Genomic DNA, 21,555 nt, shown 5'->3' on the forward strand with positions numbered 1-21,555 from the left:
GGCTTCGCTCCCCTCTCCCACCGGGAGAGGGGCCGGGGGTGAGGGTCCGGGCGCCAGGGGCCTCTACACGAACGCCCCTCGCCGGCTCATCCAACCTGGGGCTCATGTCGAGGCCACAGGTACCTTCAGCCAACCGCGCTGCGGACCTGATCGCAGCGCCACAGGGTTCGCTTCGCTCAGATCCGCGGCACCGCCGCACTCTGCCGCTGCGCGTCCTGCTGGTGTACATCCTGCTGCATCGCGACTTGCTGCGCCTGGACCAACGCCTGCTGCCGATCGAACTCGGCAAGCCGCTCAAAGGACTGCGCTACCGGCGTGCGGATCGCTTCTTCGGTGGACATGTGGGCGCGCACGTGCGCCGGATCCTTCGGATCGCCCTGCACGACGAACACCCGCTCGCCCGGCTGCGCCGTGCGCCCTTGCTCGCTCAACAGCACGTGATCCACTCGCTGCAGACCGTTGCGTGCGGCCAGGTCGGTGACGCTGGCCGCCATGCAGGCGCTGTCCGCATCGGGGCTGCGTCCCAACTGCCGGTCCAGCGCCTGGGTGCCGGCGGCACACTGCTGGTACAGCGCATGGCGCGGATGGCCCGGCTCGGTGGGATCGGACATGTGCGCGGCCTGCGCGACCGCCGGACCCGCCTGGACCGGATCGGCCTCGGCCAGCGTCTGCGGGCTGCGCAGGATCGGCTGGTGGCGATACGGATCCTCGGGATGGAACTGCTCGCGCAATTGCTGGCGCTCCAGGCGCAGCGCACGGGTCTCGTCGAGTTCCCGGATCTGCTGCGGGTCGCGCACCGGCTGGGCGATGGTCTGCTCGCCACCGGACACCCAATTGGTCCACTGCCCGGTTCGCGCATCGCGCTCGTAATAGAAGCTCTGTGCACCGATCCGGTCCGGATCGGTGATCGGCCGCGCTTCGTGCGCGAGTAGGCGCGCGGCGGTCATGCGTGTGGTGTAGGACACCACATCGAGTTGCGCGTCGTCGTACTTGCGTACGTCGTTCAACGTGGCGCCTGCACGATCCAGGCCCAGCGCGGAGTTGTCGAGCATCATCGACCAGACCTTTTCCGCCTCGGGCTCACCGCCATGGCGGCGCGCGGCGTCGAGCAGCTCGCGTGGCGTCCAGCCGTTGGGATTGATGTGGTGCTTCTGAAAGGTGGCGTCGTGGACGGCTTCGACGTCCTTGACTGGAAGATTCAGTGCTTGTGCGGGCTGGTCATTGTCAAAGTAGCTTCGCCGACTCTCGAAGTCGCGCTTCATCAGATCCACGCCGAATTCGTTCCACTGCCGTTCGCTCATTGCGACGCCATCGCTGCGTGCCTGGCTTTCGGCGAACGCGTTTGCGGTGGCGCCTGGCGCGTTATCGTTACGGACTACGCCGAGCGCGAGCAACCCATAGCCATCGTTGCCTTGCTTGTTTGCAAGGTAGTTCCAGTAAAGCTCCCGATTCCCCTGCCCGGCGTAGTAACCGAGAACCTCGATATCGCGCTTGTCCAGACCATTCATTTCCAGAGCTCCTTTGCCCTACGCCTGCAGAACTACCTGTTCTGCGTCTTATCCCGTGTCACCATGAACTTATCTAGATAGCTGCGGGCTGCATCCTCTATTCGTTTCCAGTCCGGCAATGCGGCGCGCACGTAGCGCACCTCCACGAGCGTACTGATCTCGGGAAGCGCGAAGATATGATGGCACTCTGGAAGTTCGGCGTCCTTGCTGCGCACCAGCTTGCCGTCTCGATACTCGACACCGGTTTCGGCGACCACATGCGAGGTACAGTTGATGAAGGTACGGATTTCGCCATCCGCATCCCGTTCGACATACCAATCGTCGTGTTCCTCCGCTTTGAACACGGGCGCCGACGCCTGGTATCCCTTTGCCTGGTAGTAGGCAAACACTTTCGGCAGGTCCGCATAGTAGGGGGTCAGCCCATACACCGGTCTTTGTTCGAGACGGCTTTCCAGATGCTCTGCCGGATTGTCCTTGTCTGCGGAATAGCCTGTATAGCGCCTGCGTAGCGCCTCATGGACATTCACCCGATCCAGATAGTGATACCCGATATCGACCGTCCGCGTCGACACATCCAGGCGCAGATGCGTGCGTTCGCCCGGCGCGAACGGCTGCAGCGACGGGTATTCCAGGTACAGGCCGAAACTGTCGTCGAAGTTCGGCCCCATCTGGTCGCCGAAGTAGTTGGCCGGAATGCGTAGCTTGTACGGACCCAGGCATGCCTCCATCAGTGGCGGCGGCGTCTTGAACGGATCCTGTGGGCCGAGCTGGCGCTTTCGCACGCAGCCCTGGGCATTGGTGGAGGTGGACGCCGGCGTGTCGGCAGAGCCAGACTGGGCGCACCCCGCCAGGGGCAGGATGCCGGCAAGCAACAAGCACTGGGCCAAGCGCGTGGCGGGTCGCATCTGCATCCTCCGATAATGGCGGCGGCAGTATAGACGCGCGGTGCCGGCCATCGGCACGCATCGCCACAGCGGCCACCGCCGCAGCCATATCAGGCTGTGCGACGGGCGTCCTTGCCCGCCATGCGCCGGCGCTCAGTACCGCCAGCGCAACGTAAAGCTGACGAAGCGCGGTTCGCCGTAGTTCTGGTAGTCCAGGTTGGCCCAGTACTTCTTGTTCAGCGCGTTGGTCACCGCCAGGGTCGCGGTCCACTGCGTGCTGAGCTGGTAGTTGGCATTGAAATGCACCAGCGCGTAGGGATCCTGCACCACGGTGACCGGGCGCGTGGCGGCGCTGCCGTCGCCGACCGGACGCTGGATGTTGTAGCCGCGCACCGCGCTCTGCCAGCTCACGCCGCCGCCCAGGCTCAGGCGCTGCCAGGCGCCGGGCAGGCGCACCTGGGTGGACAGCTGCAGATAGTCCTCCGGCAGGTTGGCGTAGATCGCGTCGGTGGGCGCGCGGGTGACCTTGGCGTGGGTGTAGCCGGCATTGAGCGTCCAGCCCGGGCGCAATTCGCCGTTGTACTCCAGTTCCCAGCCACGGCTCTTGGTGCCGTCGACGCCGATGTAGGCCGAGCTACCGTCGGGCAGCGAGGCTTCGGGCTGGGTCATGTCGCGCACCGCGTAGTTGTCCTGCTTGGCCTCGAACACCGCGGCGCTGAATAGCCCTCGGCCGTCGGCCAGCTGCGCCTTGATGCCGGCTTCCAGGTTGGAACCCTGCACCGGCGCCAGCAGGTTGTTGTCCTTGTCCTTGTAGTTCTGCGGATTGAAGATCTCGGTGTAGCTGGCGTAGGTGGAGATGGCCGGGGTGATGTCGTAGACCAGGCCGACGTAGGGCGTGACCTCGTCGCTGACCCGGTAGCGGCCGCTGGTGCCGGTGTAGCTGCCGTCGGCGGCGAAGGCCTGGGTGCGGGTCTGCCAGGAACTCAGGCGCGCGCCGGCGATCAGCGACAGCGGCTCGGCCAGGCGCAGCCGGGTCGAGGCGTACACGCCGCGCTGGGTGGTGCGCGCCTCGCGCCGCGCACCGGTGCGGGCCGTGGTGATCTGGCCCACATCGCCCTGCCAGTCGTAGACGTTGGGGATGTAGTAGCAGCGCTCGCGGCCGCAGGTGGTCCAGTCGCCCGGATAGCGCAGCGCCAGGGTCGGCGTGTTCGACTGCAGGTCCTGCCAGCTGCCGCCGACGACCACATCGTGGTCGCGGCCGAACAGCGGGAAGCTGCCGGACAGGTACACGTCCAGGCCGTCGCGGGTGTCGGTGGTCTGCCCGGCGGCGGCGCGCAGGTAGATGCCGCTGCCGTCGCGTTGGGGATAGCCGCTGCCGTAGACGCGCAGGTTTTCGACCTCGCCCTCGGTACGCGCCAGGTTGACCTTCAGCAGCCAGTTCTCGCCGAAGCGCTGTTCCAGGTTGGCGAAGGTGGTGCGGGTGTTGCGCTGCCAGCGCGCCCACTTCGGCGCCAGGTTGGTGGAGCTGGGCAGGTCGGCGAAGCCGCCGTCGGCGAAGAAGTACGGCACCGTGCCCCAGGTCGAGCCGACCGGGTCGTTGTCCTGGCGCTGGTAGCCGACGGTGACCGTGGTGGTGTCGGTCAGGTCGCCTTCCAGCACCGCCATGCCCGACATCTTCTGCTCGGTGTAGTGTTCGTAGTAGTAGCCGCGGTCCTGCCAGGCGGCGACGAAGCGGCTGCGGAAGCGGCCGTCGGCGGTCAGCGGCGCGGTGACGTCGGCCTGGGTGCGGCGGAAGTCCCACGTGCCCAGCGAGGCCGCGAACGACGCATCGAAGGTCTTGCCGGGGCGCTTGCGCAGCAGGTTGACCGTGGCCGAGGGAATGCCGGCGCCGCTGAGCAGGCCGTTGGCGCCGCGGATCACCTCGACGCGGTCGTAGAAGACCATGTCGTATTCCTGGTTGGTGGAGCCGCTGTAGGTGGGCAGGCCGTCGACCTGGAAGTCGGTGATCTGGAAGCCGCGCGCGAAGTACAGCGGACGCTGGGTGTCGAAGAAGGACACGTTGACGCCGGTGACGTTGCGCATCACGTCGTTGATGCTGAACAGCGATTCCTCTTCCAGCCGCTGCTGGCCCAGCACGCTTACCGATTGCGGCGTCTCCTGCAGCGTCAGCGGCAGGCGGGTGGTCGTCGACGGCTGCGCACGGCTCGGGCTGCCGCTGACCTCGACCTTGTCCAGCGTGGTCGGCTGCACGTCGGCGGCGACCTCGGCCTCGGCGGCGAACAACGGGGCCGAAGCGGCGGAGAGCGCGGACAGCACGGCGAGGGACAGCAGGCGGCGTGGAGCGGAGGGAAGCATGGATCGATCTCGCGGGGTGGGCGCGGCGGCGACACGGTCGCGCCGCGGGTGGAGGAAAGGACAGGCGCAGCCGCGCTCCACGGCGGGGAATCCGGCGTGGCTGGCCCAAGAGGGCTGGCGGAGGGGCTGTGGCCATGGATGGCCGTCGCAGAACGCAAATGTAAATCGTTAGCAACAACTTAACAAGGGCTGCCATGCGCCGACACGCAGTGGCACACCCGGGTTCGGTCGCTAGCCGCGCGGCAACGGCAGGCCGGCGAAGTCCTTGACGGTACGCAGCACGAAGCTGGAATTGACGTCGGCGACGCCAGCGGCGTTCAGCAACTTGTCCAGCAGAAACGCGGAGAAGTGCGCCAGATCGCGGACGTAGACGTGCAGCAGGTAGTCCATGTCGCCGGTCAGCGCATGGCAGGCGACGACCTCGTCCCAGCCCTGCACGCTGTCGGCGAAATGGGCGATGCCGCTCTGGCCGTGCTTCTCCAGCTGCACGCGGACGAAGGCCTGCAGGCCCAGGCCGATCGCCGCCGGCACCAGCCGCGCGGCGTAGCCGACGACCACACCCTCGGCCTCCAGCCGCTGCACCCGGCGCAGACAGGCCGAGGGCGACAGGTTCACCTGCGCCGCCAGCTCGGCATTGCTGGCGCGGCCCTGCCGCTGCAGCAGGGCGAGCAGGCGCAGGTCGGTGCGATCGAAGGTCGGTGTTCCGGTCATTTATTGCTCTGCAACATGGAACCTACGCAACAATCTTGCGCGCAGCGCGCGGATCCGTGCAACTTCGCAAGCTCATTGCGTGGCTGCGCGCCTACCATCGTGGCATCCCTTTCCGGAGCGTCGACCATGGACACCGCACCGCGCCGCGTCGAACACCAGCAGACCGACAAGGGCTACGTGCCGGTCTACACCACCGCCGTGGTGACCCAGCCATGGGACAGCTACAGCGCCGACGACCACGCCACCTGGGGCACGCTGTACACGCGCCAGCGCGAACTGCTGGTCGGCCGCGCCTGCGACGAGTTCCTGCAGGCGCAGGACGCGATGGGCATGAGTCCGCAGGCGATCCCGCGCTTCGACGCGCTCAATGCGGTACTGCAGGCGACCACCGGCTGGACCCTGGTCGGCGTCGAGGGGCTGCTGCCGGAACTGGACTTCTTCGACCACCTGGCCAACCGCCGCTTCCCGGTGACCTGGTGGATCCGCCGTCCCGAGCAGATCGACTACATCGCCGAGCCGGATCTGTTCCACGACCTGTTCGGCCACGTGCCGCTGCTGATGAACCCGCTGTTCGCCGACTACATGCAGGCCTACGGCCGCGGCGGGGTGAAGGCGCATGCGATCGGCCCGGAGGCGCTGCAGAACCTGACCCGGCTGTACTGGTACACGGTGGAGTTCGGCCTGATCGACACGCCGAACGGCCTGCGCATCTACGGCGCCGGCATCGTCTCGTCCAAGGGCGAATCGCTGTATTCGCTGGAGTCGGACGCGCCCAACCGCATCGGCTTCGACCTGCAGCGGATCATGCGCACCCGCTACCGCATCGACACCTACCAGAAGACCTACTTCGTCATCGACAGCTTCGAGCAGCTGATGCAGGCGACCTCGCCGGACTTCACCCCGATCTATGCGGCGCTGGCCGACCAGGCGCAGCTGCCGGCCGGCCAGGTGCAGCCGCAGGACCGCGTGTTCCATGCCGGCAGCGGCGAAGGCTGGGCGGACGGCGGCGACGTGTGAGGTGCGGCCATGCCCGTCTCCGCCGAACCTGACGGAGACCGGGCGTGGCGCAGGGTCAATCGGTGCCGTACTTCGGGTTGTAGGGCCCGTACAGCAGACCGCCAGGGTGGCCGGCGGACAGCAGACGCTGGCTGGCCACGTTACCCATCTGATGCCCCTGGTCGGTGACCTGGTTGACGACCTGATTGATCGCAGCGGTCACCAGCATCCCGACCAGGCCGCCACCGGCGTTGTTCTGATTTTCGCCGCTCGACGCCTGCGCCTGGCCTTGCCACAACACCGTCCCGGTGCGCAGATCCACCAGCTTGGCGTTGGCTGAAACCACCACCACGCTGTTGATGATCTGATACACGGCCCCGTACTTTTCCACGGTGATGTACAGGGCCGCGTCGGCTCCGAAGATCTCGCGCAGCTTCTCCGGCGCGACCGCCTGCGCCTCGTCGGCCACCGTGATGCCGTTCTGCTTGAAGGTCTCGTAGACCGGCGCCACCGGCAGCACGTAGTAGCCGGCTTCGGCCAACGGCAGCGTGGTCACCGACAGCACGCTCAGGTTGGCGTTGACATCCGGGGCATGGCTGACCGGCGGCAGGACCAGGATCGACCGCGGCTTGCTGGCCTTGTACGCGCTGTAATCGCGGGACATCGGCTGCGTCGCGCAGGCGCTCAGCAGCAGACCGAGCACGGCCACGCAGGCCATTCTTGCGACGTTCTTCATTGCGCGCTCCTCGCGTTGCTGCCGTTCTTCAACAGCAGATCGATGTACGTGGTGGACTCGGGGTACTGGGCCTTCTCGGCGAGGAGCTGTTGCTGGGACTTGGCATCGTTGCCGGTTTCCGCGTACAGCATCCCCAGGTGCGCCTGCAGTCCGGGCGGCGGCCTGCGATTGGCGGCCTGCATCACCTGCAGGTCCTTTTCCAGCGCCTGGATCTGCTGCTCCGGGCTATCGCCCTTGAAGTGGCTGTAGACCTGATCCTGGTAGCTGCCCCACTGGTAGAGCGATGCGTTCTGGTGAGCGCAGCCGACCAGCGCGAGCATGGCGCAGGCGCCGAGCCAGATCCGCTTGCGGACGTTGATGGTGTTCATGGGCGAGGGTCCGTTGCGAGTCACTTGACCGGCTTCCATGCGCCGGCGTCGACCGCGGCGGTGAGATTGTTGACGGCCTCGCGGATCGCCAGATCCAGGACTTTGCCGTTGAGCGTGGAGTCGTAGCTGGAGGTCCCGCCGAAACCGACGATCTCGCGATTGGACAAGGTGTACTCGCCACCACCCTGCACCGAATACACCACTTCGGACGTCGCGCTATCGACCACGTTCAGGCTAACCTTCGCATAGGCCTGCTGCTGCTTGCCGCGACCGAGAATGCCGAACAGCTGCGTATCGCCGGTCTCCTTGCGGCCGAACTCGGTCACGTCGCCGGTAATGACATAGTCGGCGCCCGTGAGCTGCTGCGCCTGCCCCTTGATCTGGGCTTCCTGCTTGATCTCGCCCATGTTGTCGCGATCCAGCACGCGGAAACGATTGGTCTGTTGCAGGTGGGTGATCAGGATGGTCTTGGCCTGGCTGCCCAGACGATCCGCGCCATCGGAAAACAGGCCGCGCATGAAGGACGAGCGATTGTCGAACTTGCCCACCGCGATCGGCGCGCGTGCGCCGGCGTAAGGCACGCTGGCCGCCGCCACGGTCTGCGGTTTGACGCTCTGATGGGTTTCGGTCGCGCAAGCCGCCAGGCCCAACGCAAGCGCCAACCCCATGGTCCCCTTGATCACACTGTCCTTCATCGACTACCCCTTGTTGATACAGCTACGAAAAAAATGCATCGCCAGCGGCTCTGTCCCTGCCCAGCGTCGCCGCATGCCACACGCATGCGCGCACCGCGTGCATAGGACGCGATGCGTGCCATCGACGAGAGGGAGAGAACAGGCACAGCGGAAGATTGGTGTCGCTCCATGACCCTCCTGCGCAGGGCAGGGAAAGAAAAATCCATGTCGTCCCGCGACGCAGCGGGACCCAGCTAGGCGTTCGGTATCGGCGGGGTCACCTGAAACTTTAGGTGTGTTTTGCAGACGCGTCGCGATGCCCAGGACACGGACAGCGCGTCCTCGCGCCGCCGCACAGTCAGGCCGGGCCTCTGCGGCGGCTGGCAGCTGCGACAAACTGCACCGCGGCAGAGATCGGACGGTCCACGTCGGCAAATGGGCAATGCGCCGATCCCGGCGCCACCGATGGCGAACCTACGCTGCGCAGCGAGCGAGATCGGTGCGCCACGACGCGGTCACCCCGGATTTCCGGACGCTCCCGCCCAACACGTGTTGGCGGTCCTGTGCGTCGGGAGACTCCTCATGCTCATTTATGTCGGCCTGGACGGCGATCAGGCGGATCAGCGCGGCGCCAAGCTGAAGGCCTTGCAATCCCACTTCGGCGAAACCCAGTCGCACGCGTTGACCATGCTCGACGCGACGTCGCTGTCGCCCAGCAACAAAACCCGCGGCAAGCGCCTGGTGATCAATTCGCACGGCAACGTCAACGTCTTTGCCGGGCTGACGCCGGAGGCGTTCCTGCAGCAACTGCTGGCCAAGGGGCTGGGCAGGGAGTCGTTCGAGGAGATCGTGCTGATGGCGTGCCAGGTCGGTGCGCAGAGCCAGACCAACTCCATCGCCAACAACTTCGCCAAGGACCTGAAGCGGCTGCTGGTCGGCCACGGCATCCTGGCCAAGCTGTACGCGCCGCGCGGCACGCTGACCTACCTGGTGCACACCGAGCAGAAGCTGGGCCAGACGTTCTACGTGGTGGACAGCATGCATATCGCCTGCCCGGAGCGGAACTATCCGCTGGCGGAAGGCCTGCTGCTGGTGCAGTAAGTCCGCATGCAAACGCCCCGCAGGTGCGGGGCGTTTGGCGGACACGCGACCGGGCGAATGCGCCCGAGTGTCTCTGCGACCTCAGGCCGCGGCCGCGTCGGCCTTGCCCAGCACGCCAGCGACGAAGGCGCGCAGGTCGGCGTCCTTGGCGTTGTCGAAGAAGCACTGCTGGAAGCGCGCGCCGCCCACGGCCTGCTTGACCAGTTCCGGGTCCAGCGCACGCAGGCCGTCCAGGTAGGACTTGGCCAGGGCCTGCTTGACCTGGGTCAGGATGCCGGCGTTGGCCTGCTGCGATTCGCGACGCTCGGCCGGGTAGCCCATGCCGCGCTCGCCGCTGAAGGCCTTCTCGAAGATATAGCGCACGTTGATCTCCGCGCCCCAGCCGTAGCCCTTGGCGAAGGCCAGCGCCAGCGCGTTGCCGTTGTTGACCTGGGCGAACAGGTAGGCGTCGGTGGGTTCGATGCAGTAGCCGCAGAACACGCCCGGGTGCGCGTTGAGCGACATCATCGCGCCCTGGCCGGTGCCGCAGCCGGCGACCACGAAGTCCACCGCGCCGGCGTTGAGCAGCAGGCCGGCGCAGATGCCGAGGTGGATGTAGGTCAAGCGATGGTCGGCGTCGCCGTCCATGCCGACGTTGAACACGCTGTGGCCCTGCGCGGCGGCGACGTCGTTGAGCTGCTGCAGGATCACCGGGTTCTTGGCGGCCTGGCTGAATTCGTTCATTAGAGCGATTTTCATGGGGGTCCTTTGGTGGGGGATTCGGGTGATGGGGAGATTTGGCTGGGATGGGTCGGCGGTGGGCGTACCCCCATCCGCCCTGCGGGCACCTTCCCCCGGTGGGGGAAGGGAAAGGCCACGCGCTCTGCTTAGCGGGCGAGCCAGCCGCCGTCGACCGGGATCACGGTGCCGTTGACGTAGTCCGAGGCGCTGCTGGCCAGGAACACCGCGGTGCCGCCCAGGTCTTCCGGCACGCCCCAGCGGCCGGCCGGGATGCGGTCCAGGATCGCCTGGTTGCGCGCGGCGTCGGCACGCAGCTGCGCGGTGTTGTCGGTGGCCATGTAGCCGGGGGCGATGGCGTTGATGTTGACGCCCTTGGCACCCCACTCGTTGGCCAGCAGGCGGGTGATGCCGGCGATGCCGGACTTGCTGGCGGTGTAGGACGGCACGCGGATGCCGCCCTGGAACGACAGCATCGAGGCGATGTTGATGATCTTGCCGCTGCCCTGGGCGATGAAGTGGCGGCCGGCCGCCTGGCACATGAAGAAGGCGGACTTGATGTTGACGTTCATGACGTCGTCCCAGTCCTGCTCGCTGAAATCCACCGCGTCGGCGCGGCGGATCAGCCCGGCGTTGTTGACCAGGATGTCGAGGCGGCCGAGGCCGGCCAGGGTCTCGTCGAGGATGCGCTGCACCGGCGCGATGCTGATCAGGTTGGCCTCGATGGCGAGGAAGCGCCGGCCCAGTGCGGTGACCTTGGCCTCGGTCTCGGTCGGCGCCTGGATGCCGGCGGCGGCGATGTCGGCGCCGGCCTGCGCCAGGGCCAGGGCGATGCCTTGGCCGAGGCCGGTGTTGGCGCCGGTGACCAGGGCGACCTTGCCTTCGAGACTGAACGGATGGGTCATGCGGGGGCTCCTAGAGGATGCGAACGGCGGGGACGGTGGCGGGGCACGGCGCGGACGGCGGCCTACTTGAGCTGGCAGATGTCCAGCACGTGCATGTCGGTGTAGTCGAGGTTCTCGCCGCCCATCGCCCAGATGAAGGCGTAGTTGGCGGTGCCGGCGCCCATGTGGATCGACCAGGGCGGCGACACCACCGCCTCGTTGTTCTGCACCACGATGTGGCGCTGCGCGTCCGGCTCGCCCATGAAGTGGTACACGCGGTCGTTGGCGCCGAGGTCGAAGTAGAAATAGACCTCGCTGCGGCGGTCGTGCAGGTGCGGCGGCATGGTGTTCCAGACGCTGCCCGGCTTGAGCACGGTCAGGCCCAGCAGCAGCTGCGAGGACTGGCAGGTGGCCGGCACGATGTACTGGTAGATGGTGCGTTCGTTGCTGGTCTCCAGCGCGCCGCGGTCCAGCGCCACCGCCTCGGCGATCGACAGCCGCTTGGTGGCGAAGCGCGCATGCGCCGGGGTGGAGGCCAGGTAGAACTGCGCCGGCGTGGCCGCGTCGTCGGAGGCGAACACCACCTCGGCGCTGCCCATCGCCACGTACAGGCCGTCCTTCGGCCCCAGCGGATACGCGGTGCCGTCGACGGTGACGGTGCCGCCGCCGGCGCCGACGTTGATCACGCCCAGCTCGCGCCGCTCCAGGAACGGGTGGCCGGCGGCCGAGGCCGGTTCGGTCTGCGCCGGCAGCGTCAGCGCCCGTGTGCGCGGGGCGGCGCCGCCGAGCACGAAGCGCTCGTAGTGGGTGTACTTCAGGGTCACCGCGTCGTCCACGAACAGGCCGTCGAGCAGGTACAGGTCGCGCAACTGGTCGTTGCTGGCGCCCTTGATCGCGTCGGGATGGGTGGCGTAGTGGGTCTTGCAGTACAGGGACATGGGCTTCTCCAGTGCAGGCGACGGCATGCGGCAGCCCGCCACGGAGGACAGTCTAGCGGGTCTGGTAAACCGGTGTCATTCCGCAGTGCACGAAGGGCCGGGATTGGGGATTCGGGATTGGGGATGGAAGGCACTGCGCCGCCGGGCGGCGCAGCGGCTCAACGCGGCAGCGGCTGGCCGACGTCGATGCGGTTGCCGTCGGGGTCGGCGAAGACGAAGCAGCGCAGGCCGAAGTCGGCATCGCGGATCGCCTTGATGATGCGCACGCCCTGCGCCTGCAGGTGGTCGTGCAGCGCCGCCGCGTCGTCGACCAGCAGATGGGCGACGTTGCTGGTGCTGCCGCGGTGGCCGGGACGCAGGGTCAGGTGCAGCTCGGCGTCGTCCTTCTTCAGGATCACGAAGCCGACCGGGCTGCCGTTCTGGAACACGCTGCGGAACCCCAGCCGTTCCGTGTAGAAGGCGACGGCGCGGGCGATCTCGGCGACGGGCACGGTCGGCGCCAGGCGGCCGAAACGGACCGCGACGGCGGCAGGGACAGGGGACGACATGGCGAAGGCTCCTCGCAGGAAGGCCGCGTGGGTCCGCCCGGGCGGTGCCGGAACGGAACGGGCCTTCGATGGGCGGAGCGGTGTCCGCGCGGTCGGCGGACAGTCTACACCCGCCACGCCGCCGCGCTCAGTCTTCCGGCGGCTGGCAGGAGTCGCGCACGATCAGGTGCGGGCGCACGCTGGCCACCGCCAGCGACGGCGTGCCCTCGGGCTGGATCAGCATCGCCGCGGCGGTGCGGCCGGTGTCGCGGGTGTGGCGGCGCACCGAGGTCAGCGAGGGCCACAGCCGCGAGGCCAGCGGGCTGTCGTCGTAGCCGATGATCGACAGCTGGCGCGGGATGTTGATGTTGGCGCGCAGCGCGACCTTGTACACGCCGGCGGCCATTTCGTCGTTGCCGGTGAAGATCGCGCTGGGGCGCTGCTTGCCCAGCAGCAGCTTCTCCGCCGCGGCCACGCCCGACTCGAAGGTGTAGCCGGCCTCGACGATGCGCGCTGGCGGCAGTTCGATGCCGCGCCGGGTCAGCGCGTCGATGAAGCCGGCGGTGCGCTCGTGCGCGGAGCGGTAGGCGCTGGGGCCGGTGATCAGGGCGATGTCGCGGTGGCCCAGCGACAGCAGGTAGTCGGCGGCCTCGGCGGCGCCGTCGCGGTCGTGGGTGACCACCATCTGCGAGGTGTCGTCCAGCGGCAGCGAGGCGATACGGGTGTAGCGCACGCCGATGCCGGCGAGCATGTCGGCCAGGGCCTGGTCCTCGGAGGCGCGCGGCACCAGGATCACCCCGTGCAGCTTCTGCTGCTGCACGAAGCGGCGCACGCCCTCGATGTAGCCGGGGCTGCGGCTGTCGCACGGGTGCACCACCAACTCGAAGCTGGAACCGCGCAGCGCGTCCAGCGCGCCGTACTGCATGTCCACGATGTACTGCGCGGTGGGGTTGTCGTAGACCATGCCGATCAGGAACGAGCGGCGGAACGCCAGGCCGCGCGCCAGCGGGTCCGGCGCGTAGCCGACCTCGCGCATCAGCGCCTCGACCTTCTCGCGGGTGTCTTTGCGCACCAGCGGCGAGTTGTTGATGATCCGCGACACGGTCTTCTTCGACACCCCGGACAGGCGCGCGATGTCGTTGATCGTCGCGGCCTTGCCGTGGGCGGAAGCGGGAGCATCGGCGGGACGGGGCTTGTTCGGCGCCATGGACGGAAGACCGGACGAAAGAAAGGGGATTCTACTGGGTGTCATGCTCGCTCCAGCGTACGGTCACGCAAGCGGTGTAGGCGCACCATGCCGGGACCCGGGACCCGGGACCCGGGACCCGTGGGCCTGCGCCGGCAGCGGCGATCGGCGCGCACGGCCCGCGGTCAGCCGCCTGGCGCGAACCGGCGCCGCCGGGCCGGCTCAGGCGCGCAGCGCGCGCGGCAGCCACAGCGACAGTTCCGGGAAGAACGCCACGATCAGCAGCACGCACAGCGCCGCCAGCCAGAACGGCCAGATGGTGCGCATGCTCTGGGCGACGGTGATCTGCCCGATCGAGGTGCCGATGAACAGCACCGAGCCCACCGGCGGGGTGATCAGGCCGATGCCGCCGGCCAGCACCATCACCAGGCCGAAATGGATCGGGTCGATGCCGTAGGCCTTGGCCACCGGCAGGAAGATCGGCGTGCAGATCAGGATCTTCGGCGCCAGGTCCATGAACATGCCCAGCAGCAGCAGCATCACCACGATCATCAGCAGCACGGTGTGCTGGCTGTGGGCGATGGACTGCAGGAAGTGCACCGCCGCCGTCGGCACCTGCAGGTAGGCCAGCAGCCAGCCGAACACCGCCGCGGTAGCGATCACGAACAGGATCACGCCGGTGGTGCGCGCGGCGTGCGTCACCGCGGCGAAGAACTCGGCCCAGCGCAACTGCCGGTACAGCAGCGCGGTGACCAGCAGTGCGTACACCACCGCGATCGCCGCGCTCTCCACCGCGGTGAAGATGCCGGCGCGGATACCGACGAAGATCAGCGCGACCAGGCCCAGGCCCGGCAGCGCGCCGACCAGGCGCAGCGCCACCGCGCGCCAGCCCGGGAACGCCTCGGTGCCGTAGCCGCGCGAGCGCGCCACCGCGTAGCCGGTGAGCATCATCGCCGCGGTCATCAGCAGCGCCGGGACGATGCCGGCGGCGAACAGGTCGGCGATCGACAGGCCGCCACCGGCCGCGGCGGAGAACAGGATCAGGTTGTGCGAAGGCGGCACCAGCAGCGCCACCAGCGCCGCGGTCATGCTCACGTTGACCGCGTAGTCGCGGTCGTAGCCGCGGTTGATCATCTGCGGAATCATGGTGCCGCCGACCGCCGAGACGTCGGCGATGGCCGAGCCGGAGACACCGCCGAAGAACAGCGAGGACAGCACGCTGACCTGGCCCAGGCCGCCGCGCATGCGCCCGACCAGCGAGGAGGCCAGCGCGATCAGGCGGTCGGAGATGCCGCCGCGCAGCATCAGCTCGCCGGCGAAGATGAACAACGGGATCGCGATCAGCGACGCCGAGCCGCTGCCGGCGGAGATCTGCTGCACCAGCACCACCGCCGGCAGGTCCAGGTACAGCAGCGTGGCCAGTGCCGCCGTGCCCAGCGCGTACGCCACCGGCACGCCGATCAGCAGCAGCACCACGAACAATCCCAGCAGGATGGCGATGGCCATGCTCAGTTCCTCCCCATGGTGGTGCCCGGGCGCAGCACCCGCCAGGCCTGATACAGCGCGAACACGCTCATCAGCGCGCCGCCGATGGACAGCGGCAGGTAGTTGATGCTCTGCGGCATCCGCGCGCCGGCGATCTTGATGTCCAGCCCGTCCAGCAGCAGCACCGCGCCCCACCACGCGATGACTGCGCCGATGGCGGCCACCAGCAGCGGGCGCAGCAGGTCGATGACGCGGCGCAGGGTGGCGTGCAGCGTCTCGGCCAGCAGGAAGAAGCCGAAGTGGCGGCGCGTGTGCACGCCGGCGGCCGCGCCCAGGCTCATCGCCGTGCTCAGCAGCAGCAGCGTCACCGGCTCGGTCCAGCTCGGCGAGTCGTTGAGGACGTAGCGGGTGAACACCTGCCAGCCCTGCACCACCACCAGCCCGAGCAGGGCCGCGGCGGCGATGCCGATGGCGAGGTTGGCGATGCGGTCCAGCAGCCGCTGCAACGGCGGCACCGGGAGGGCGGGGTCGTGGTCGGTCATCGGCATGGACTCAGGCGAAATCGCGGATACGGCGGTACAGGGCTTCGATCTCCGGCTGCTGCCGGTACTCGGCCAGCAGCGGCGCGGCGGCCTTGCGGAAGGCGGGCATGTCCACCGCGTTGATGGCCACGCCGTAGTCGATCACCTGCTGCCGCGCCTGCGCCTCGGAGGCGTCCCACAGCCGGCGCATCACCGTCACCGATTGCCGCGCGGTCTCCAGCACCAGCGCGCGCGCGTCCGGCGCCAGCGCTTCGAAGCTGCGCCTGGACATCACCAGCACGTCCGGCGCGTAGGAGTGATCGCTTTGCGACCAGTAGTGCGCGGCCTCGAAGTGGCGGCTGGACTGGAAGCTGCGCATGTTGTTCTCGGCACCGTCGATCATGTGCGTCTCCATCGCCGAGAAGGTCTCGCCCAGCGACATCGGCGTCGGGTTGGCGCCGAGCATGCGCATCAGCTTGAGGAAGATGTCCGAGGACGCCACGCGCAGCTTGAGCCCGTGCAGGTCCTTGGGCTGCCGCAGCGGATGCTTGGTGTTGTAGAAGCAGCGCGCGCCGGAGTCGTAGATCGCCAGCCCGACCAGGTCGCGCTGTTCGAAGCTGTGCAGGATGCTGTCGCCGACGTGGCCGTCGATCGCGCGGCGCAGGTGCGCCACCGAGTCGAATACGTACGGCAGGCACAGCGCCTGGGTCAGCGGGAAGGCGTTGTTCAGCGCGCCGGAATACACCCGGGTGATGTCGATGGCGCCGAAGCGCGCCATGTCGATCGCCTCCGCCTCGCGGCCGAGCTGGCCGGAGTGGTACTGGCGCAGGCGCAGGCGGCCGCCGGTCTTCTGCTCCAGGGTCTGCCCGAACCAGCGCACCGCCTCCACGGTGGGGTAGTCGGCCACATGCACGTCGGTGGCGGTGAGCAGGCGCGTCTGACCGCGTTGCGCCAGCGCGCCCAGCGGCACGCCGGCCGCGGCCGCCGCGGTCAGGCCCGCGCCCAGGAATCGTCTACGAGTGATCATGCTGCGCCCTCCCGCGCGTCATTACCGTCGCAGCCTGGGCCGCGACCGCCCTGCAGTGAAGTTCGCCGTAGCCGTCGAAGCGGATCGTCGCCTGCTGGCCGATGGCGATGTCGTGGATGCCGGTGGCGTTGCCGGTGGCGATCAGCTCGCCGCGGCGCAGCGGCCGCCCGCGCCTGGCCGAACGCGCCAGCGCAAACGCGAACGCCGCACGCAGGCCGCCCGGCAGCAGGGTGGCGCCGCCGCTGCCCACGCACTGCCCCTCGATCCAGGTCTCGGCGCGCAGCGCGGTCTCGTCCAGCGTGCTCCAGTCGGGCACCTGCGGCCCCAGCAGCAGGCCGTTGTTGTTGCCGAAATCGGAGATCACCACGCGCGGCCCCAACTGGTTGATCGTGGCCAGCGGGCTGCTGGCCACTTCCACGCCGATGAACAGCGTGGATGGGACCTGCGCTGCCTGTTCCGCGGTCCAGTCCAGTTGCTCGGCCGGCACGTCCGCATCCAGACGCAGTACGTACTCGGCCTCGACCGCGCCGAAGCCGCCGTCGAACACCGGGATGTCCGCTGTTCCACCGGTAGCATTCCACAGCGCAGCGGCGAAGATCGGGCCCAGCAGACGCTCGTCCCCGGAGTGGTCGCGGCGCTCGGGCGCGATGTAGCCGACCTTCCAGCCGACCACGCGGTCCGGCCATTGCGCGATCGCCAGGTCCTGCACGCGGTAGGCGGTCTCCAGATCGTCCGGGATGACGCCGGGGAAATCAGGCAGCGCGCGGCCCTGGCGGCGGGCCTGGACGAAGCGGGCCGCGATGTCGGCCAACGCGGGCGGTGGCGTCTGCGACGGGCCGGAAGGAAGGCTCAAGGGCATCTCCGCAAGGATGGGGTCGGGGAATTGCTGCGCCGCGCATCGACAGCGCGTTGCGCCGTTGTATATGGTAAACCGGTGTCATTGGCAATGTGCGGTGCGGCAAAGAGCCGGGAATCGGGAATCGGGAATCGGGAATCGGGAATCGGGAATCGGGAATCGGGAATCGGGAATCGGGAATCGGGAATCGGGAGTCGGGAGTCGGGAATCGGGAGTCGGGAATCGGGAATCGGGAGTCGGGAGTCGGGAGTCGGGAGTCGGGAGTCGGCAACGGCAACGGCAACAGCAACAGCAACAGCAACACAGCGTCATGCGTTGGCGCAGGCCACGCGCACACTGGGGCCACCGCCCTCGTCGGTCGCGCGCCACGCGGGTTTCTTCCATCCACGACGGAGATCTCGACGATGTCGGCCCTGCTGCTCCCCACCCGTCTACGCCCCGCCGAACCGTTGTCCCCGCGCCGGTCCCGTCCCTGCATCGCGGGGCTGGCGGCGCTGGGCCTGCTGCTGGGTGCCCTCGGCGCGGCCGCGGCGGCCGAGCGGCCGGCCAGCGAGAGCGCCGCCGAGCTGGCGGCGCGGCTGCCGCTGTGGCCAGGTCCGGCGCCGGGATCGACGGCTGGTCCCGATCAACCGCACTTGGTCGAGCGCAGCGACGACCCGGCCCTGCCCGATCGCGCGCTCAGCGGCCGCTACCAGCCCTACCTGGTGGTGTACCGGCCGAAGACGCCGAACGGCAGCGCCCTGCTGGTTGCCCCGGGCGGCGGCTATGCGCGCGTGGTGCTGGACAAGGAAGGCACGGCACTGGTGCCGATCTTCGCCGAACAGGCCGGCATCACCCTGTTCGTGCTGCGGTACCGGCTTCCCGACGCGGCCGCCGATGGCGCTACGGCGCGCGACCAGCCGCTGGCCGACGCGCAGCGCGCGCTGCGCCTGATCCGCGCACATGCCGCCGACTACGGGGTGGACCCGCACCGCATCGGCGCGATCGGCTTCTCCGCCGGCGGCCACGTCGCCGCCAGCCTCGGCACCCGCTACGACGACACGGTGTATCCGGCCCGCGATGCGATCGATCGGGTCAGCGCACGCCCGGACTTCCTGCTGCTGCTGTATCCGGTCATCGACATGGGCAGCGGCACCGCGGCGCACACCGGCTCGCGGCTACGCCTGCTCGGCCGCCACCCGGACGCGGCGACCATGGCCGCCTACTCGCTGCAGAACCGCGTGCACGCCGGCATGCCGCCGACCTTCCTGGTGCACGCGCAGGACGACCGGGTGGTGCCGGAGGAGAACAGCCTGCTGTTCTACGAGGCGCTGCGCCAGGCCGGGGTGCCGGCCGAGCTGCACCTGTTCGCGCACGGCGGCCATGGCTTCGGCACCCGCGGTATTGCCGGCCTGCCGTTGGCGGCGTGGCCGCAACTGGCGCTGAGCTGGATGCGCAACGTGCAGGACGACCCGAGTGCTCGTGCGCCGATCGCGCCGCCGGCAGGCACGCCGTGAGCCTCGCCGTGGGCACCGCCTCCATTACGCGGCGATGCCCGCCCCGCCCACACCCATCACGCGGCGGGGTCGCCGGCAGTCGCACCCCCTGCCGCTTGCCACTCCTTCCACGTCCCCGATCGCCTAGCCAGGACCCCATCCACGCATGACCGCCCGCCCTCGCCTGCCCGCCCCGCCCTCAGCCGCGCCCGACGCGGCGATCCCCGACGACCATGGCCGCCGCCGCTTCCTGCGCGACGGCGCGCTCGGCGCCCTGGTCTTGAGCGGCGCGCTGCCCGGCCTGGCGACCGCGGCGGTGCCGACGCCGGCTGCGCCGCTGGCACGCACCCGCAGCGGCCGCATCCGCGGTGTGCGCGATGAGGGCGTGTGCGTGTTCAAGGGCATTCCCTACGGCGCCGACACCGCGCCGCGGCGCTTCCAGCCGGCGTTGCAGGAACAGCCGTGGCACGGCGTGCGCGACTGCAGCGCCTATGCCGCGTCGGCGCCGCAGCGCGGCGGGTCCGAGCCGGTCAGCGAGGACTGCCTGTTCCTCAACGTCTGGACCCCGGCACTGCGCGACGGCGCGCGGCGCCCGATCCTGTTCTACATCCACGGCGGTGCCTACAACAACGGCTCCGGCAGCGACCCGCTGTACGACGGCGTGCGCCTGTGTCAGCGCGGCGACGTGGTGGTGATCAGCGTCAATCACCGCCTCAACGCGTTCGGCTATCTGTACCTGGCGCCGTTCGGCGGCGACGCCTATGCCGCCTCAGGCAACGTCGGCCAGCTCGACCTGGTGCAGGCGCTGCAATGGGTGCGCGCGCACGCGGCCGAGTTCGGCGGCGATGCCGGCAACGTCACCGTGTTCGGCCAGTCCGGCGGCGGCGCCAAGATCGCCACGCTGATGGCGATGCCGGCCGCGCAAGGCCTGTTCCACCGCGCCTGGACCATGAGCGGGCAGCAGGTCACCGCCGCCGGGCCGCGCGCCGCCAGCCAGCGCGCGCAGTTGCTGCTGCAGGCCCTGCAGCTGAAGCCCTCGCAACTGGACACGCTGCGCACGCTGCCGCTACAGCGCGTGCTCGAGGCCACGCGCACGCCCGACCCGTCGCGCGCCGAGACCACCGCGCTGTACCTGGGCCCGGTGCTGGATGCGCAGGTGCTGCACCGGCATCCGTTCTGGCCGGACGCGCCGCCGCAATCGGCGCGCATCCCGATGGTGATCGGCAACACCCATGACGAGACCCGCGCCTTCCTCGGCCACGATCCGGCCAACTTCGCGCTGAGCTGGGAGGCCCTGCCGGACAAACTGGCGCAGGAGCAGTTCGTGGACCTGTCGCCGCAGGTGGTGATCGCCGAGTACCGGCGGCTGTATCCGCACTACACGCCGAGCGAGGTGTTCTTCGCCGCGACCACCGCCGGCCGCTCCTGGCGCGGCGCGGTGGAGGAAGCCGAGGCGCGCGCGCGCCAGGGCGCACCGACCTGGGTGTACCAGCTCGACTGGGGCTCGCCGCTGGACGGCGGCAAGTTCGGCGCCTTCCACACCCTGGACATCCCGCTGGTGTTCGACAACATCCGCCAGCCCGGGTCGCGCACCGGCGACGGCGCCGACGCGCAGCGCATGGCCGATGCGATGAGCGCAGCCCTGCTGGCCTTCGCCCGCCATGGCGACCCCAACCACGCCGGCCTGCCGCGCTGGGAACCGTATTCGCTGGCCCAGCGCGAAACCCTGTTGTTCGACACCGACAGCCGCCTGGCGCACGACCCGCGCGGCGGCGAACGCCGGCTCTACGCGCAGGTGCCGTTCGTGCAACGTGGGACGTTCTGAGCGTCCGTGCGCCGCCTCGCATGCGTGACAACGTCGTAGACACACCGCCCACGATGCGCACAGCATGCGCGGCGTCATGTCCACGATCGCGCAGTGTCCGCGACAATCCCCGCTTCTGCGGGCGACTTACACGCACCCATGCCGCCTTCCGATCGCCAACTGATCTTGCTCGCGCGCATCGACGACTGCTATCGCGCGCTCAGCGGTCACCGGCTGTATTGCCCCGACACCATCGCAGATCGCTATCGTTGGCTGCACACGCATGCGCCGTACGCCATCCTCGCGCATGACGCCGGCACCGATCCCGTGTTCTTCTACGCCAATCGCTGCGCCTTGAACTGCTTCAAGTACAGCGAGCGCGAGATGCTCTCACTGCCGTCCCGCCTGAGCGCCGGCCCATCCGATCGCGCCGAACGGCAACGATTGCTCGAGACCGTCACGCGCAACGGCTTGACCGGCGGCTACAGCGGGCCACGCGTCGACAAGCTGGGCAACAGCTTCCTCATCCATGATGGCGAAATCTGGCAGTTGGGCTTCGGCAGCGCCGCGGGGTGGGGCCAGGCCGCCCTGTTCTGGCCAAGCCCTCGCCAGACCGTGGCGCTGGACTAGTACGCCAAGTACGGGTTCCAGCCTTGGCGCCCGAGGGCGAAGGGATGGCGCTGGCTGGAGCGCGGCGACGTATCGCGCGTTGCGCCCACCGGTGTCACGATCAGCGGAGTGAACGTGCGCCGGCAGCGCCGGCGATTGTCGCCGCATCCGGCACCGCGCACGCGCGCGCATC

The 21,555-nt window shown here is 68.9% G+C and carries 21 protein-coding genes; 5 read left to right on the top strand and 16 right to left on the bottom strand.

All coding sequences use genetic code 11. The annotated features are described in order from the left end of the window. Positions 1-176 precede the first annotated feature (176 nt). From GGR66_RS14750 to GGR66_RS14765, 4 genes are all read right to left on the bottom strand, one after another. Positions 177-1,508 (bottom strand): XVIPCD domain-containing protein, encoded by a 1,332-nt coding sequence (locus tag GGR66_RS14750; RefSeq protein WP_255421711.1) that lies wholly within the window; start codon positions 1,506-1,508, stop codon positions 177-179. 32 nt (positions 1,509-1,540) lie between these two features. Further along, a complete protein-coding gene (locus tag GGR66_RS14755; protein ID WP_167088077.1) occupies positions 1,541-2,413 on the bottom strand; it encodes a hypothetical protein in 873 nt (290 codons plus the stop codon). Between the two features lie 132 nt (positions 2,414-2,545). Beyond that, the gene (locus GGR66_RS14760) at positions 2,546-4,747 is read right to left on the bottom strand and encodes a TonB-dependent siderophore receptor (RefSeq protein WP_184448775.1); all 2,202 of its coding nucleotides are present in this window, start codon (positions 4,745-4,747) and stop codon (positions 2,546-2,548) included. 231 nt (positions 4,748-4,978) lie between these two features. Further along, a complete protein-coding gene (locus tag GGR66_RS14765; RefSeq protein WP_184448776.1) occupies positions 4,979-5,458 on the bottom strand; it encodes an Lrp/AsnC family transcriptional regulator in 480 nt (159 codons plus the stop codon). Between the two features lie 126 nt (positions 5,459-5,584). Between GGR66_RS14765 and phhA the strand changes: the two genes are divergently transcribed. Beyond that, entirely contained in the window at positions 5,585-6,475 is an 891-nt protein-coding gene (gene phhA, locus GGR66_RS14770) for a phenylalanine 4-monooxygenase (protein WP_184448777.1), read from the top strand. 55 nt (positions 6,476-6,530) lie between these two features. On the opposite strand, the gene GGR66_RS14775 is transcribed toward phhA, so the two are convergent. The 3 genes from GGR66_RS14775 to GGR66_RS14785 are packed head-to-tail and all read right to left on the bottom strand — an operon-like array spanning position 6,531 to position 8,253. Next, on the bottom strand, positions 6,531-7,190 hold the full coding sequence (locus GGR66_RS14775; RefSeq protein WP_184448778.1) for a DUF799 domain-containing protein: 660 nt from the start codon (positions 7,188-7,190) through the stop codon (positions 6,531-6,533). Further along, complete coding sequence (locus GGR66_RS14780; protein ID WP_184448779.1) at positions 7,187-7,558, bottom strand: DUF4810 domain-containing protein; 372 nt, start codon at positions 7,556-7,558, stop codon at positions 7,187-7,189. The genes GGR66_RS14775 and GGR66_RS14780 overlap by 4 nt, the downstream gene beginning before the upstream one ends. Before the next feature lie 20 nt (positions 7,559-7,578). Further along, positions 7,579-8,253 carry a CsgG/HfaB family protein gene (locus GGR66_RS14785; protein ID WP_184448780.1) on the bottom strand — a complete coding sequence of 225 codons (675 nt, stop codon included), beginning with the start codon at positions 8,251-8,253 and terminating at the stop codon, positions 7,579-7,581. A gap of 561 nt (positions 8,254-8,814) precedes the next feature. On the opposite strand from GGR66_RS14785, the gene GGR66_RS14790 reads away from it, so the two are divergent. Then, on the top strand, positions 8,815-9,333 hold the full coding sequence (locus GGR66_RS14790) for a hypothetical protein (RefSeq protein ID WP_184448781.1): 519 nt from the start codon (positions 8,815-8,817) through the stop codon (positions 9,331-9,333). An 81-nt stretch (positions 9,334-9,414) separates the two neighbouring features. Here GGR66_RS14790 and GGR66_RS14795 read toward each other — a convergent pair whose 3' ends face one another. From GGR66_RS14795 to GGR66_RS14835, 9 genes are all read right to left on the bottom strand, one after another. After that, positions 9,415-10,071 (bottom strand): RpiB/LacA/LacB family sugar-phosphate isomerase, encoded by a 657-nt coding sequence (locus tag GGR66_RS14795; protein ID WP_184448782.1) that lies wholly within the window; start codon positions 10,069-10,071, stop codon positions 9,415-9,417. A 128-nt stretch (positions 10,072-10,199) separates the two neighbouring features. Next, positions 10,200-10,955 carry a 2-dehydro-3-deoxy-D-gluconate 5-dehydrogenase KduD gene (gene kduD, locus GGR66_RS14800; RefSeq protein WP_184448783.1) on the bottom strand — a complete coding sequence of 252 codons (756 nt, stop codon included), beginning with the start codon at positions 10,953-10,955 and terminating at the stop codon, positions 10,200-10,202. A gap of 62 nt (positions 10,956-11,017) precedes the next feature. Continuing rightward, positions 11,018-11,872 (bottom strand): 5-dehydro-4-deoxy-D-glucuronate isomerase, encoded by an 855-nt coding sequence (gene kduI / locus GGR66_RS14805; RefSeq protein ID WP_184448784.1) that lies wholly within the window; start codon positions 11,870-11,872, stop codon positions 11,018-11,020. A gap of 158 nt (positions 11,873-12,030) precedes the next feature. Continuing rightward, complete coding sequence (locus tag GGR66_RS14810; protein WP_184448785.1) at positions 12,031-12,420, bottom strand: VOC family protein; 390 nt, start codon at positions 12,418-12,420, stop codon at positions 12,031-12,033. A 127-nt stretch (positions 12,421-12,547) separates the two neighbouring features. Further along, positions 12,548-13,606, bottom strand: coding sequence for a LacI family DNA-binding transcriptional regulator (locus GGR66_RS14815; RefSeq protein ID WP_010343057.1), 1,059 nt, complete (start codon positions 13,604-13,606; stop codon positions 12,548-12,550). 201 nt (positions 13,607-13,807) lie between these two features. After that, complete coding sequence (locus GGR66_RS14820) at positions 13,808-15,091, bottom strand: TRAP transporter large permease (protein ID WP_160968604.1); 1,284 nt, start codon at positions 15,089-15,091, stop codon at positions 13,808-13,810. Between the two features lie 2 nt (positions 15,092-15,093). Then, positions 15,094-15,612 carry a TRAP transporter small permease gene (locus GGR66_RS14825; protein ID WP_160968606.1) on the bottom strand — a complete coding sequence of 173 codons (519 nt, stop codon included), beginning with the start codon at positions 15,610-15,612 and terminating at the stop codon, positions 15,094-15,096. 10 nt (positions 15,613-15,622) lie between these two features. Continuing rightward, on the bottom strand, positions 15,623-16,618 hold the full coding sequence (locus tag GGR66_RS14830) for a TRAP transporter substrate-binding protein (RefSeq protein ID WP_184448786.1): 996 nt from the start codon (positions 16,616-16,618) through the stop codon (positions 15,623-15,625). Continuing rightward, the gene (locus tag GGR66_RS14835) at positions 16,605-17,471 is read right to left on the bottom strand and encodes a 2-keto-4-pentenoate hydratase (RefSeq protein WP_255421712.1); all 867 of its coding nucleotides are present in this window, start codon (positions 17,469-17,471) and stop codon (positions 16,605-16,607) included. Before GGR66_RS14835 ends, GGR66_RS14830 begins: the two co-directional genes overlap by 14 nt. Positions 17,472-17,878: 407 nt before the next feature. Between GGR66_RS14835 and GGR66_RS14840 the strand changes: the two genes are divergently transcribed. The 3 genes from GGR66_RS14840 (at position 17,879) to GGR66_RS14850 (ending at position 21,383) form a co-directional block, all read left to right on the top strand. After that, on the top strand, positions 17,879-18,970 hold the full coding sequence (locus GGR66_RS14840) for an alpha/beta hydrolase (RefSeq protein ID WP_255421713.1): 1,092 nt from the start codon (positions 17,879-17,881) through the stop codon (positions 18,968-18,970). A gap of 145 nt (positions 18,971-19,115) precedes the next feature. Further along, on the top strand, positions 19,116-20,774 hold the full coding sequence (locus tag GGR66_RS14845; RefSeq protein WP_184448788.1) for a carboxylesterase family protein: 1,659 nt from the start codon (positions 19,116-19,118) through the stop codon (positions 20,772-20,774). 138 nt (positions 20,775-20,912) lie between these two features. Continuing rightward, positions 20,913-21,383, top strand: coding sequence for an MEKHLA domain-containing protein (locus GGR66_RS14850; RefSeq protein WP_184448789.1), 471 nt, complete (start codon positions 20,913-20,915; stop codon positions 21,381-21,383). Positions 21,384-21,555: the final 172 nt, after the last annotated feature.

Origin of the sequence: Xanthomonas sp. 3498, from assembly GCF_014199795.1 — a bacterium.
GTDB lineage: Bacteria > Pseudomonadota > Gammaproteobacteria > Xanthomonadales > Xanthomonadaceae > Xanthomonas_A > Xanthomonas_A rydalmerensis.

Coding starts and splice junctions, on each gene's coding strand:
- GGR66_RS14750 (WP_255421711.1), bottom strand. CDS start 1,508: ATGAATGGTCTGGACAAGCGCGATATCGAGGTTCTCGGTTACTACGCC.
- GGR66_RS14755 (WP_167088077.1), bottom strand. CDS start 2,413: ATGCGACCCGCCACGCGCTTGGCCCAGTGCTTGTTGCTTGCCGGCATC.
- GGR66_RS14760 (WP_184448775.1), bottom strand. CDS start 4,747: ATGCTTCCCTCCGCTCCACGCCGCCTGCTGTCCCTCGCCGTGCTGTCC.
- GGR66_RS14765 (WP_184448776.1), bottom strand. CDS start 5,458: ATGACCGGAACACCGACCTTCGATCGCACCGACCTGCGCCTGCTCGCC.
- phhA (WP_184448777.1), top strand. CDS start 5,585: ATGGACACCGCACCGCGCCGCGTCGAACACCAGCAGACCGACAAGGGC.
- GGR66_RS14775 (WP_184448778.1), bottom strand. CDS start 7,190: ATGAAGAACGTCGCAAGAATGGCCTGCGTGGCCGTGCTCGGTCTGCTG.
- GGR66_RS14780 (WP_184448779.1), bottom strand. CDS start 7,558: ATGAACACCATCAACGTCCGCAAGCGGATCTGGCTCGGCGCCTGCGCC.
- GGR66_RS14785 (WP_184448780.1), bottom strand. CDS start 8,253: ATGAAGGACAGTGTGATCAAGGGGACCATGGGGTTGGCGCTTGCGTTG.
- GGR66_RS14790 (WP_184448781.1), top strand. CDS start 8,815: ATGCTCATTTATGTCGGCCTGGACGGCGATCAGGCGGATCAGCGCGGC.
- GGR66_RS14795 (WP_184448782.1), bottom strand. CDS start 10,071: ATGAAAATCGCTCTAATGAACGAATTCAGCCAGGCCGCCAAGAACCCG.
- kduD (WP_184448783.1), bottom strand. CDS start 10,955: ATGACCCATCCGTTCAGTCTCGAAGGCAAGGTCGCCCTGGTCACCGGC.
- kduI (WP_184448784.1), bottom strand. CDS start 11,872: ATGTCCCTGTACTGCAAGACCCACTACGCCACCCATCCCGACGCGATC.
- GGR66_RS14810 (WP_184448785.1), bottom strand. CDS start 12,420: ATGTCGTCCCCTGTCCCTGCCGCCGTCGCGGTCCGTTTCGGCCGCCTG.
- GGR66_RS14815 (WP_010343057.1), bottom strand. CDS start 13,606: ATGGCGCCGAACAAGCCCCGTCCCGCCGATGCTCCCGCTTCCGCCCAC.
- GGR66_RS14820 (WP_160968604.1), bottom strand. CDS start 15,091: ATGGCCATCGCCATCCTGCTGGGATTGTTCGTGGTGCTGCTGCTGATC.
- GGR66_RS14825 (WP_160968606.1), bottom strand. CDS start 15,612: ATGACCGACCACGACCCCGCCCTCCCGGTGCCGCCGTTGCAGCGGCTG.
- GGR66_RS14830 (WP_184448786.1), bottom strand. CDS start 16,618: ATGATCACTCGTAGACGATTCCTGGGCGCGGGCCTGACCGCGGCGGCC.
- GGR66_RS14840 (WP_255421713.1), top strand. CDS start 17,879: ATGTCGGCCCTGCTGCTCCCCACCCGTCTACGCCCCGCCGAACCGTTG.
- GGR66_RS14845 (WP_184448788.1), top strand. CDS start 19,116: ATGACCGCCCGCCCTCGCCTGCCCGCCCCGCCCTCAGCCGCGCCCGAC.
- GGR66_RS14850 (WP_184448789.1), top strand. CDS start 20,913: ATGCCGCCTTCCGATCGCCAACTGATCTTGCTCGCGCGCATCGACGAC.